The organism is Flavobacterium sp. WG21, from assembly GCF_000335775.1.
Lineage (GTDB): Bacteria > Bacteroidota > Bacteroidia > Flavobacteriales > Flavobacteriaceae > Flavobacterium > Flavobacterium tructae.
In genome coordinates this window covers 228,358-240,897 of record NZ_AMYW01000003.1, presented here as the reverse complement: position 1 = coordinate 240,897, position 12,540 = coordinate 228,358, and the positions used below count along the sequence as shown (strand labels likewise).

The following is a 12,540-nucleotide window of genomic DNA, read 5'->3' as shown; positions in this document are numbered from 1 at the left end:
ATACCGATTGTATATTCAATATAGTCCAATTGCATTGTACTATTTTCATATTACATCGGTATTATATCGGAAAACATTGGACTAAAATATAAATAAAATTGATATAAGATTATGAAATATAGCAGAGGAATACTTTCCGGTTGTATCGTTTGGTTGTGCGTCAGTATTTCCTTTTATCTTTTGGGGAATATTGCTCTTCTAAAAAATTTCTTTTGGATACAAGCATTAATCGTTATGGTACTTATTGTTTTTTATGCCATCGTTGCCGCAAAATTCTATTATCAGAAAAAATACAACATCAATGGTTTTGCACTTGGCGTATTAATGTCGGGAACAGCATTATTTTTGGACGTTTTGATAACCGTTCCTTTTGTTGAAATTCCCGAAGGACGAAGTTATGAGAGCTTTTTCACCAGTCCAATTTTATGGACACTGGCTGTTATAAACACTTTTTCCGTTTACTGGTATTGGCATAGAAAGATAAAAACCTCCTAATCAACAATTTTCATAAAAAGATAAAAAAAGAAAGCTTGTCGTTAACAGACAAGCTTTCTTATGATTTGAAATCTAAAAAATTAAACTTCTACCATTTCCGGAACCGGAGTAAGAGCAGCTGTATCTTTTGATTTCACCAGTTTATTGACTCTCCAAATCAAAAATATGGTCGAAAGTGTAATTACCGCAATTACATATCCTAAAATATCATAGTTTTCAAGAGGTGATGTTTTTGTTTTCTGATGAACAATAAACCCGGCACAAACCGCGGCAATTCCACCTGCAATTTGCTGCAAAGAAGAAGAGATCGACATATAAGCACCACGATCTTCCAATCCGGGAATAGCTGTGTTTAATGTTGTAGCGGGGATCATTCGACTCATAATACCCATAAACATAATCATAGTAAGCACTACGATTTGCCAAAGAGGTACCGGACCAAGGTTGGTGTAAATGATAATCATAATAACCGAAAGTATAGATCCGGCCGCAAACAGTTTGAACTTACTGACTTTATCACTCAACTTACCCACCAAAGGCATGATGAAAAGTACCGAAAGTCCGGTAAAGAAAAAGACCATTGGCAATTCGAGCTGACTGATGTGAATATTGTTGACTAAAAAGGCACTTCCAAAGGGCTGTAGCATAAAACCTCCAACCGAAAGAAAAGCAATAGACATAAAACCAACCTGATATTGTTTGTTACTCAGGGTATGCCACAGATGTAAAAAAGGACTTTTGTCTGATTGTACTTCTAAATGTTTGGTGATCGGTTTCATCTGAGTGATAATGGCAATAAGTATCAATACGGCCAGAACTGCAATCATAATAAAAGCCGAATGCCATCCCCAGTGATTGGCAAAATACAAGCCTACCGGAATTCCTAAAATCTGACTGGAAGCAAATGCCATTTGAATAAATCCCATCACACGTCCGCGTTGGTGAATCACGAACAAATCCGTTACAATCGCCAGGGAAACAGATCCTATTACCCCTCCAAAAAGTCCGGTCACAATCCTTGCCAAAAGCAGCATTACATAACTGGTTGAAAGTGCGCAGAAAACGGTACCTATAATAAATCCGATGTAAAAAAAATTAAAAGTTTTTTTCGGTCAAACTTATCTGCAAAACCTGCAGCGAGCAATCCTGAAGCTCCAGCACTAAAGGCGTAGGCAGAAACGGTAAAACCAAAATTTGCCGGTGTCATGTTCAGGGTTTTCATTAAAATATCTCCTAAGGGAGAAATAACCATAAAATCGAGTATCACGGTGAACTGCAAAAGCGCTAATATCGCAATAATGATTTTTTGATGTGTCGAGAAAGCCGGGCTTTCTGTAGTGTTTTTTTTCATTCTTTATAAAATGTATTAGTTTAGTCTAACTCTTGACATTCATGGCCAAAGGATGTGACCATATCAATAATAATTTCAGGATGTAATGTTTCTGAAACAACTCTGAGAACGCAATCAACATCTTCGCAGTCAATGCTCCATTGCTGAATGTCTGAATGAGTGTCAAGTTTTTGACGGATGGGACAATTAGGGTCTTTGTCACCAATGTTTGTTTTAAAAATATGTATTGTACTTAAATTTGTTTCCATAACTTTTCATGGTTTTAGTCCTTTTACAGTGGCCTGAAAGGCTTCTTTCATAATTTCCTTAGTAAGTGTAAAGGGCTTTCCTCCCATACTCTTACCTTCAGTATGTAAGTTCAATAAAGTGTACAAAGGCCCGTAGGCAACACTCCAAAAAGCCTCAAATGTCATAGGAATCAACTCGTTATTGCGCAAGCCGTTTTCTATAAACGTTTTCATAATCCTTCTAAAATCTGCAAACTCCTGAATAGAATCCAGAATGATCTCTGAATGAGGGGAATGTTTGACAATTTCAAAAAATGCAACTTCCTTGGGATATTTCATGGTAAAGTTGGCGCGGTTTTCCCACTGTTTCCATAAACCTTCCTCAAATGACATTTCGGGCGAAAAATTCTTCACGGTGCTGGTAAAAAACTTCAGCGCGATAATGGCACCTATTTTTTGAATTAAATCATCTTTGTCTTTGTAATAGATGTAAAGCGTGCCAACAGAAATAGAACAGGCCTTCGCCAGCTTGTTCATACTAAAACCCTGAAATCCTTCCTGAACAATCTGATCAATTGCCATTTCGATTACTAATTTTTCTTTGTCGACATCTCTTGCTCTCATACTGATTATTTTAGCACAAATATAGTATAATAAATGAATGAACATTCTTTTATTTAAAATTATTTTTGTGAACTGAAAAAATAATGACCTCACAAACAAAATTATACGGATTTCTACAGGACAAAACAATAGCATTTTAGCTCCCCGAAGCTTTAGTTTGTTCAAGTTTACCAGTCCTACTCTACGGTACTATTGGAATTTATTATGAAAAATGCAGAAAGTTCAATTTATCAAATGTACTTTGTACGTTTTAGCTTAAATTGGTTGACCAATAGCGCCCAGTACATTTACATCTGCAAACACAGAGGTCATTATCTTTTAAATGCAAATAACACTTATTCTGTTATTTCCACTAAACTAATAAATACACTAAAAAATGAAACAAGCCATTATCAATGCCACTGTACACACGGGTGACGAAATTATTACCAACGGAGTAATCATCATTGAAAACGGAATCATCCTTTCTGTTCAAAAAGAAACTCCAAATGATATCGAAACGATTGATTTAAAAGGCAAACATATTGCTCCCGGATTTATTGATATTCAAATCAACGGAGGCGAAAAATTGTATTTCAGTCAAACCCCTACCGAGGAAACCATTCAGGACATTTATGATACAAGTCTTCAATACGGTACGACTCATATACTTCCGTGTTTGATTTCTTCTTCAAGAGAAACTATCATAAACGGAATTGAAGCGGTACGAAGTTACATGAAAAAATACCCCAACGGTGTAATAGGAATGCATCTGGAAGGCCCTTTTCTGAATCCGCTAAAACGTGGCGCACATCCTATTGATCAGGTTCGTAAGCCTACTAATGAGGAACTTGAAGAAATTATCCGATTAGGAAAAGATGTGATTAAAGTAATCACCATTGCCCCGGAATGTTTTACCGAGCAACAACTCAACATGTTGATTGAAAGCGGCATTGTAATTTCAATCGGACATTCGACTGTAACGTACCAACAAGCACAGGTTTATTTTTCAAAAGGCATTAAACTTGTTACTCATTTATTCAATGCAATGACACAATTCGGACATCGCGAACCCGGTTTGGTTGGTGCCTCTTTAGAAAATGAAAATGTATATGCCCCAGTTATTTTAGACGGTGCACATTGTGATTATGCTGCTGCGAAATTAGCCTACAGATTAAAACAGGATAAGTTCTTTTTGATTAGTGATGCCACTTTCCTGGGGCGAAAAATTGCCAGTTTTAAATGGAATCATTTCGATGCATACCTTGAAGACGGCTTTTACCGAAACAGTGAAGGTAGTCTGGCCGGAGCGACAATCTCGATGCTGGAAGCCGTTCAGAATGCTTACAATCATCTGGGAGTTTCAGCAGACGAAGCCATTCAAATGGCCACTTCGCGCGTAGCTGCTGCAATAGGTCTGGAAAATCAAATTGGAAAAATAAAGCCGGGGTTTCCTGCAAGTTTTGTTCAGTTCAATGATAATTTATCTGAAATAAAAACCTTAAATTTTTCGAAAACACCGTTATTTATTTCATAGAATAAGGAAAGAAAAATAGATTTTACAGTAATTTTTTGACTTTCCTTAAACTCGATTTCTTATGGAGTATAGTAGCGTTTTTAACTTGTATTATTATGAAACAACCCGGAAAAAATAAATCAGAATAATCAATCATTCCCTAAACAGCACCAATTGTTACCCTCCTGAAACTAAATGTGAATAAGTTTTTTAACTTTGCCCAAAATTGCCCCAAAAACAAAACTTAAAAATTGATTTAAACAACAACAATTTTTTATATAAACCCAAATTTAACCTACTAATCCTATGAGAAAACCCATTTCTTATTTTTTACCTTTTGTCTTTTTCGCAGGCATATTATTCGGATGCAGCGATGATGATTCAAAAGGTGACAGCTACAAAGCCAATTATTTGCCCGCCATTGATGCGACAGCTTTACCTCAAGAAAACCGACCAATGACGATGTTTGAAGACAATGAAAATTCTTCAAAAATGTATGACAACAAAAACCGCTGGTTTCGCGTTAATCAGCCCATGCAAATTATTCAAAAAGGCAAAGATTCTGTACAAATTTCTCTTTATTCTCCAGTTGGACTTAAAGATGTAAAAGTGTATGCAAAATTACCTAACTATGACAAGCGATTTTTGCTTTTTGAATTTACATCAGTCCCTGCTTTTCACCGTTCGGCACATCAAATTCCATTAGTAAATGGAACTCATGACTATCAACTTGAAGGTGGTAAGGCTGTTACTATTGATAAAATTGATGGTTTCTCTTCGGGAGCAATCGAATTTTCGGTAGAATCAACTGATCCTTTATTTGCGATGTTCAAAAGAATCAAATCAAATCGACTCGTACAATTCAGCACCCAATATCACCTTAATAATCCTGCTGATGATCCTAATAAATTTTTACCAATGAATCCTGTTTTGGCTAAAGAAGCGATCACTATGATTATTAACTATTCCTATGCTATAAGTCATCCTTTGTATTATGATACTTTTATGAATTTTGACCGTTATAAAAAAGAACAGGCAACAGCAGCCGGAGCAGGTATAAACGGTGCTTTAAACTGGCACGGAAATGCTGAAGACAAAGATGGGGTTTACGATTATCTTAGCAAAGCCCAAATTGAACAAGCCTATAACACTTATATCGATAGCCGGACTCTGAATATGGCGATGGTAGGAGGTGGTTCTGCCTGGGGAGGTGGAGCTTTAGCCTCACAATGGGAATCTGGTTATGTGACCGGACATTGGGTTGGTGATATGTCAGTTTGGACCCACGAATACTCTCACCACTCCGGCTACAGTCACAGTAGTAACTTATGCAACAGTGGCGAAGGCGGTGGTCAACAAGGAATGTTTACTGATTTCTATAAATACCTCATCTCTTTGAATGATCTTCCTTTTACAGATCCTGATGTATTAAAAGGATATACAAAAACAAGCTATCTAAGTCAATCTTATAAAAAGCCTGTTTTCAAAATTGATCCTAAAAACCCATTTTTAGTAAAATATAAAGGAGAAGGAAAATGGAAATAACCTACAAAACTATCATGAACAAAATATCTTTTTTATTCATCCTACTCTGTCTTTTTACAGCTTGTAGCGATGATTCTTCAAACGGCAGTGAACCAACAAAATACGATTATTACTTTCCAACGGAAGAAGCTTCCATCACAGCGGCTCAAATTGGTGCAGGAACGGGAACTTTAGATCCTAAAGGAATTACGGTTGCCAACAATAAATTATACGTTTGTAATGGCGATGTACTGGAAGTTTTTGATGCTGTTTCGATGGCTTATATCAAAACGATCTCGGCTTATACTAAAGGAGCCACTACAATTCCGTTTACCAAACTTACTTCAGTTTGTGTAGATAGCGGACGTCTTTATATCGGGAGTGTCGATTCCAGACTATTTGTACTGGATGAGATTACAAATGCCGGAATCAATACAGTTGGAAACGGTCAGTGGTGGAATACTTTTGTGCACGTTTTTGGTGTTGTGGTTAAAGATGGTTTAATCTTCGTAAAAGAAAAAGAAACCTCAATCAAAGTTTTTCAAACTACCCAAATTACTGATAGCAGTGATTGGAATTTAAAGCCAATTGCTAAATTAAACACTTTAAACGGTTGGGATGAGGTGTATGCTATGGATATAGATGCAGGCAATTTAGTAGTAGCCGGAAGAGATGCCAAAAGTTACCTGTATTACAACATTGAGTCTATTAAAACTAATGCTGCTGCCTCTTTAACTGAACCCATAAAACCTGTAACAGCAGTTTTTGCTGCCGCGGAGCCTACGGCCATAAGTTTTTCTAAAGACTGGACCATTACATCCGAAAATATAGGGAGCAACAACTACTTGCGTCTGTATCCAAAAGGAGAATTCAAGGATCGAATCTATACTCCAAGAGTAAATGCTCTTGATATTATGGGACAAAATCCATTTGGAAGTATTGTTGGTGTAGCACAATTAAACGATCGTTTGTATTTATCTGATAATACCAACAAGAAAATCAGAGTTATAAAGCTTAATAAAGCAACAATTACGGAACAGCGATAATCGTTCACGCTTTTAAAATATTGAAACCTCTAAACTTAAAACTTTAGAGGTTTTTTTATTGAAACAAAGTATAGTAATCAGAATCGCTTCTCCCATTCTCCATAATACAGATAAGTCAATTTTATCACAACTATCCAGCGATCTTCGCGTAAACCTTTGCGCACCTTGTAGTTAAAAAACAGCACAAGAATCATACGACTTCAGATTCTTTCTTTTTTAAATCCCAATTCCTAATTCTTCCAAAAATAAAAAACTCCTGCTCAGATGAGAAGGAGTCCTAAAAAAACAAATCAATTTCTATTTTTTTAATTACAATATTTTTTTCTAGGCCAATCCACGGGTCAGCCAGCCTTTTTTATTGGCTGTAACGATAGCATACGGTGTAATCCAAAACAAACTGAATGTATAAAAAACACTGTACGAATAAGCCCAAAGTGAATCGGCAAAATTATATCTTTTGGTGTAAAACAATACCGGAAAACTCGATACGATTAAAATCGCTAAAAGTGTAGAACTTAAAAACAATATCGGATGTACCGCGATGAAAAAGAACATAAAAAACATAAACGGATACGCCATAATCATCTTCATAGATTGACTCACAAATAAAAGACGTGCTCCAAATTTAGATTCACTTCTGAAATCTGTAAAAACATACTTTGCCATAGCGATGTTCTCACGCACATTACTTCTGCTCCATCTGATAAACATCTTATACAATCCGGTATATTCTTCCGGCACGTTGGTCAATACATAAGCATTCCTCTGAAACAACACATGCTGCCCTTGTCTCAAAATCATATTGGTCATGGCACGGTCTTCACCAATGTCTGATGGCTGTCCCATAAAAGTCTGATTGATCCATTCGTCCAAACAAGCAAAAACCGAGGTTTTTCTGTAAGCTGCCGCTGCTCCCGGAGTACAAAGCACAGACCCTAACTGACTTTCGGCAGAACGCATAAACTCAAAACTCATCACAAAACTCACATTCAGCATTTTTGGTAAAATTGCTTTTTTGCTGTTCAGTACATGAACATTTCCGGCTACTGCACCACATTTTTCATCTACAACAAACGGACTCACTAAGTTTCTTAAAGTATCTTTTTTTACAATTGAATCACTGTCTACCGTAACAAAGATTTCTCCCGTTCCCAATTCGAATCCACGGTGTAAGGCATGACGTTTTCCTCTATTTTCAGGTTGCTGAAAAATCGTCAAACGATCCCCTAATTTTATTTTTGCTTGCTGCATCCAGTACCAGGTATCGTCTTTACTTCCGTCGTCAACCGCTAATATTTGCATTTTTTGCTCCGGGAAATCACTGTCAGCCAAACTCATCAAAGTATCCCAAACCAGTTTCCCTTCATTATACGCCGGAACAATCACAGTACAGGTTGGCAACATTTCGTCCGAAACGGATTCGATTGGTTTATAAGTAAAATACAAGTATAAATTGTACAGGAAAACTCCGGCCTGAAATACAAACAATACACCTGCGAGTATCAGGAAAGGAAATCCCCAGCTTGAATTTATTCGCTCCAACTGAAACTGATCGAAATCGGCTTGCAGCTGATAAGCAGTATAAGCCCCAATAAACATTAGGATAAATGTACTTACCAGTACAAACAACCCCGTCTTACTTTTGGTACGCTCGCTTACTTTCTTTGAAGTTGCATTGACGTTAGTAATACGAAAAATGGAACTGTTTAAGGCTTGTTCGGTATTAAGATCTGGATTTGAAGTATAAAACTGTTCTGATGTTAAGGTTTCACTTTTCATATGACATTACTTTTGATTGCTTTCTAATGGCTCTTATTTAATTCTTTCCCTCCGATGCTACATTTTGATTAATGGAGAAAATTTTATACTAATGCCATTTTGCAAGCGTTATGCCATAATTATTCTTTTACTGATTTCTAATGAATTAGCGGTTTTGCGTCATTTTTAAGTGTGTAATTATTACACGTTTTCGTATACAGTATACAGTTTTTACTGGGGTTTTGAGAGGTTTTACGTTGAGGTTTTAAGTTGAGGTTTTGTGGCCTTTGAGCATGACGAAGTTTAGAAATAACGTTTTCTGGTGTTTATTATTGTTATCCTGAGCGAAGTCGAAGGATTTTTGGAATTTGAAGTTTCAGGTTTGGAGTTTTTTTTGGAGCTATTTCCCGCTGTCCGTTTCAATCTTTTGTATCCGCCGCCGCGGGCACAAAAGGATTTTCACTTCCATCGGGGCTAGGGATAAAATTACATAAGAATATTCTTAAATGTGTTAAAAATAAAATTTATTCATAAAACAGACATCTACTCCTATACTTTACAGTTTTTATCTACTAATCTTACGCTTTTATTCAATACTTTAGCAATCAGATTATTTTTTGCAGTAGCGCATCAACAGTCCGGAAGTAAAGAATATAGGAACAAATTTTATGAAAGAATAGTATAAATTATGAACACGGGAGAAATACTTATATATCAAAATCAGGAGGGCAATATTAAAATCGATGTACGACTTGAAGAAGAAACAGTTTGGTTAACTCAGGCACAAATTGCGTTGCTTTTTGGCAAAGGAAGATCTACTATTACGGAGCACATTACTAATGTTTTTAAAGAAGGCGAACTAGACGAAAAAGTGGTATGTCGGGATTTCCGACTAACCTCTTTACATGGAGCCATTGAGGGAAAAACACAAGAAAACAATGTTAAACATTACAATCTTGATGTCATAATTTCTGTAGGTTACAGAGTAAAATCACTTCAGGGAACGCAATTTCGTATTTGGGCAACCCAAAGACTAAAAGAATACATAGTAAAAGGTTTCGCCTTGAATGATGACCGTTTTAAATCAGGTAATACCATGAATTACTTTAACGAATTGCAACAACGCATTCGTGAGATTCGAATATCTGAAAAATTCTTCTACCAAAAAATAAAAGACATTTACACCACAAGTATTGATTATGATGCCAAAGACGAAAAAACAATTTCATTTTTCAAAATTGTGCAAAATAAACTCCTGTGGGCAATTTCTCAAAATACTGCAGCTGAATTAGTCTACCGAAGAGTAGATGCTTCTTTACCATTATTAGGAATGCAGTCTTTTGATAAAAGAGATGCTCAAACAGTTCAGAAAACAGATGTTAACATCGCCAAAAATTACCTTACTGAAGATGAAATAAAACTTCTAGGGTTATTAGTAGAGCAATATTTAGCATTTGCCGAAACCATGGCACAACAACAAACTCCCATGTACATGAAAGATTGGGCAGAACGTCTCGACAGTATTTTACAACTCAACGGAAGAGAGTTATTATCGCACGCTGGTAAAATTAGTCATCAAATGGCTCTGGATAAATCTACCCAAGAATTTGAAAAATTTAAAGAAAGTAGAAAATCAATAGAGATCGAACAAAGCTTAAAAGAAATTGAAGCCGATATTAAAAAATTGAAGAAATAACTGCATCAAAATAACTTACAGAAAACATTAAAAAGCTCTTAGCAACCATCCGCTTGTATCTTTTCCTTACTAAGGGAGCAAGAAAAAGGATACCGCTCCAGTCTGGGTTAGGGCAATTGCACGTACCAGAAGTTTTTATGGCACAAAATCAATCGTTCTAATTTAAAGCCCATCTAAACCAAATTTTGTTTACCCCAAAGATTATAATATTCCGATTCCTGATTTAACAATTCAAAATGACTTCCTGATTCGACGATCGTTCCGTTTTTCATAACCAATATGGTATCTGCATTAGCAATTGTACTTAAACGGTGGGCAATAACAATGATTGTTTTTCCCTGAGTTTTAAAATTATCGATCACCTCTTTCACCATTTTTTCAGAGGCTGTATCTAATGATGCTGTGGCTTCATCCATTAATAGAATATCCGGATTTTTGTATAATGCCCTGGCAATGGCAATTCTTTGTTTTTGCCCACCTGACAACATAGCTCCATTTTCTCCAATTTGTGTTTCAAATCCGTTGGGTAATTTCTCAACAAAATGAGTTATTCCCAGCTGTTTGGACAAATCCAAAATGCTTTGAATATTCGGAAACGAATCGCCTAAAGCAATATTCTCGATAATATTTCCGGAAAACAAATTAAGCTGTTGGGGAATAACTCCTATCACTTTTCGCAAACTCTGGTAATGAACAAACTGTGAATCATATTCTCCAATATAAATCTTACCTTCTTTGATAGGATACAAATTTTGCAGCAATGAAATTAAAGTTGTTTTTCCACTGCCGCTTTCTCCTACTATTGCTGTTGTCTGATTCTTTTTAAATACTGCATTAAAGTTTTTAAAAACTTCCAGACGGGATCCATATTTGAAAGAGACATTTTCAAACCTGATATCTCCTAAATGCTCTTTCTGTAATTCTATTTTATTTTCTGTTTCTTCTCTTTCCAGATCCATAATTTCAAAAAGCCGGTCTGCTGCAATTAAGGCATTCTGAGCTGTCTTATTCATGTTGATTAAAGAAGCAACCGGAGAAGTAAAATAACCAATCAAGGCATAAAAAGAGAATAGTTCTCCCGGAGTAATGGCTCTGTCGATTACATAACCCGATCCGATCCACATTAAAACTATAGTAAAAGCCGAAGCTAAAAATTGTGTAGAAGTTCCTGCAAAGATTCCATTTAAACCTGATTTGTAGGTCGTAAATAACAGCTTCACGAATTTGTTTTCCGCCTTTAGATTAGAAAAATCTTCGATTCCAAATTCCTTTACTGTCCTGACATGGGTAATACTTTCGACCAATTGTGTTTGCAGTTCGGCAGCATTCTCCATGATAGTTCGTTCCACTTTTTTGTTGAATTTATTTAAAACAAAATAGATCACGGCGTAAAACGGAATCACCAAAACAATTACCAAGGCCAATTTCCAGTAATACGTAAACATTAATACAAATGAAAAAACAACAATAAAGAGGTTGACAATCATTTCAATGGCTACTTCGTTTATAAACGAGCGAATTTTTACCGCATCACTTATTCTTGAAGTAATTTCCCCTATTTGCATGGTATCAAAAAAGCGCTGTGGCAAATGCAATAAATGTTTATAGTACCCCAGAATTAATTTTGCATCGATTAATTGTCCCGTTTTCATCACAAAAACACTCTTTTTGGAGCCAATATAGGCTTGCAGCAAAATTATTGCTATCATAGAAAGGCTCAATAAATTAAGCAGTTTTCGATTGCCATCTACCAAAACGTAGTCCGTTATTTTTTGGATGTAAACAGACATCGCCAGTCCCAAGACGGTGAACAAAATGGCTCCAACCAGAGCCTGAAGTAAGATCGTTTTATGGGGTTGGATTAAATTCCAAAACCTTTTTAAGGGTGCTATTTTTTCGTTTACTGTTTTAAAATCTTCATTGGGAGCAAAGAGAATCAATACTCCCGACCATATTTTTTGAAATTCTTCGAAAGTATAGTGCTCCATTTTGCCTAAACCCGGATCCATGACCGTGATTTTAGATTTTTCTACCTTATAAATTACTACGTAATGCTGTAACTGTTGTTTGATGACAACATGTGCAATTGCCGGAAGTGGAATTTTATCTAAGGCATCTAAACCACCTTTGACTCCTTTGGCAGTAAAACCCATTTTTTCCGCGCCTTCAATAATCCCCAAAACATTGGTACCTCGTTTATCGGTATTAGCAAACTGGCGTATTCTAGCTATAGGCAGATTAACTTTAAAATGACTTCCAATAGATGACAGACAAGCAGCGCCACAATCTTTAACATCATGTTGTTTTATTTTTATTGAACTCAT

General features: G+C 36.1%; 9 protein-coding genes and 1 pseudogene. 5 read left to right on the top strand and 5 right to left on the bottom strand.

Annotation, left to right across the window (positions count from 1 at the left end; all coding sequences use genetic code 11):
- The first annotated feature begins 111 nt into the window (after nt 1-111).
- Nucleotides 112-495: a DUF5367 family protein gene (locus tag C245_RS0104220; protein ID WP_157495774.1), complete on the top strand. Its 384-nt coding sequence runs from the start codon at nt 112-114 to the stop codon at nt 493-495.
- Between the two features lie 80 nt (nt 496-575).
- On the opposite strand, the pseudogene C245_RS22670 reads toward C245_RS0104220, so the two are convergent.
- From C245_RS22670 to C245_RS0104205, 3 genes and pseudogenes are all read right to left on the bottom strand, one after another.
- Nucleotides 576-1,747 (bottom strand): annotated as a pseudogene (locus C245_RS22670) (MFS transporter).
- A gap of 119 nt (nt 1,748-1,866) precedes the next feature.
- A complete protein-coding gene (locus C245_RS0104210; protein WP_017495332.1) occupies nt 1,867-2,094 on the bottom strand; it encodes a hypothetical protein in 228 nt (75 codons plus the stop codon).
- 6 nt (nt 2,095-2,100) lie between these two features.
- Nucleotides 2,101-2,697 (bottom strand): TetR/AcrR family transcriptional regulator, encoded by a 597-nt coding sequence (locus C245_RS0104205; RefSeq protein ID WP_017495331.1) that lies wholly within the window; start codon nt 2,695-2,697, stop codon nt 2,101-2,103.
- Nucleotides 2,698-3,073: 376 nt separating this feature from the next.
- Here C245_RS0104205 and nagA point away from each other — a divergent pair, with 376 nt between their 5' ends.
- The 3 genes from nagA (at nt 3,074) to C245_RS0104190 (ending at nt 6,762) form a co-directional block, all read left to right on the top strand.
- Nucleotides 3,074-4,213, top strand: a complete 1,140-nt coding sequence (gene nagA / locus C245_RS0104200; protein ID WP_017495330.1) for an N-acetylglucosamine-6-phosphate deacetylase — start codon at nt 3,074-3,076, stop codon at nt 4,211-4,213.
- A gap of 285 nt (nt 4,214-4,498) precedes the next feature.
- Nucleotides 4,499-5,737, top strand: a complete 1,239-nt coding sequence (locus C245_RS0104195) for a hypothetical protein (RefSeq protein ID WP_017495329.1) — start codon at nt 4,499-4,501, stop codon at nt 5,735-5,737.
- Between the two features lie 14 nt (nt 5,738-5,751).
- Nucleotides 5,752-6,762, top strand: coding sequence for a hypothetical protein (locus C245_RS0104190; RefSeq protein ID WP_232424322.1), 1,011 nt, complete (start codon nt 5,752-5,754; stop codon nt 6,760-6,762).
- Between the two features lie 324 nt (nt 6,763-7,086).
- Here the strand turns inward: C245_RS0104190 and C245_RS0104185 are convergent, their stop codons facing one another.
- Nucleotides 7,087-8,541 carry a glycosyltransferase family 2 protein gene (locus C245_RS0104185; protein ID WP_017495327.1) on the bottom strand — a complete coding sequence of 485 codons (1,455 nt, stop codon included), beginning with the start codon at nt 8,539-8,541 and terminating at the stop codon, nt 7,087-7,089.
- Between the two features lie 667 nt (nt 8,542-9,208).
- Between C245_RS0104185 and C245_RS0104180 the strand changes: the two genes are divergently transcribed.
- Complete coding sequence (locus C245_RS0104180; RefSeq protein ID WP_017495326.1) at nt 9,209-10,216, top strand: virulence RhuM family protein; 1,008 nt, start codon at nt 9,209-9,211, stop codon at nt 10,214-10,216.
- A gap of 173 nt (nt 10,217-10,389) precedes the next feature.
- Here C245_RS0104180 and C245_RS0104175 read toward each other — a convergent pair whose 3' ends face one another.
- Nucleotides 10,390-12,540: a peptidase domain-containing ABC transporter gene (locus tag C245_RS0104175; protein ID WP_017495325.1), complete on the bottom strand. Its 2,151-nt coding sequence runs from the start codon at nt 12,538-12,540 to the stop codon at nt 10,390-10,392.

Excerpts from the sequence above, each read along its gene's own strand:
- C245_RS0104205 (WP_017495331.1), bottom strand. The coding sequence starts at position 2,697 with ATGAGAGCAAGAGATGTCGACAAAGAAAAATTAGTAATCGAAATGGCA.
- C245_RS0104180 (WP_017495326.1), top strand. The coding sequence starts at position 9,209 with ATGAACACGGGAGAAATACTTATATATCAAAATCAGGAGGGCAATATT.
- C245_RS0104185 (WP_017495327.1), bottom strand. The coding sequence starts at position 8,541 with ATGAAAAGTGAAACCTTAACATCAGAACAGTTTTATACTTCAAATCCA.
- C245_RS0104195 (WP_017495329.1), top strand. The coding sequence starts at position 4,499 with ATGAGAAAACCCATTTCTTATTTTTTACCTTTTGTCTTTTTCGCAGGC.
- nagA (WP_017495330.1), top strand. The coding sequence starts at position 3,074 with ATGAAACAAGCCATTATCAATGCCACTGTACACACGGGTGACGAAATT.
- C245_RS0104220 (WP_157495774.1), top strand. The coding sequence starts at position 112 with ATGAAATATAGCAGAGGAATACTTTCCGGTTGTATCGTTTGGTTGTGC.
- C245_RS0104175 (WP_017495325.1), bottom strand. The coding sequence starts at position 12,540 with ATGAGTTCAATAAAAATAAAACAACATGATGTTAAAGATTGTGGCGCT.
- C245_RS0104210 (WP_017495332.1), bottom strand. The coding sequence starts at position 2,094 with ATGGAAACAAATTTAAGTACAATACATATTTTTAAAACAAACATTGGT.
- C245_RS0104190 (WP_232424322.1), top strand. The coding sequence starts at position 5,752 with ATGAACAAAATATCTTTTTTATTCATCCTACTCTGTCTTTTTACAGCT.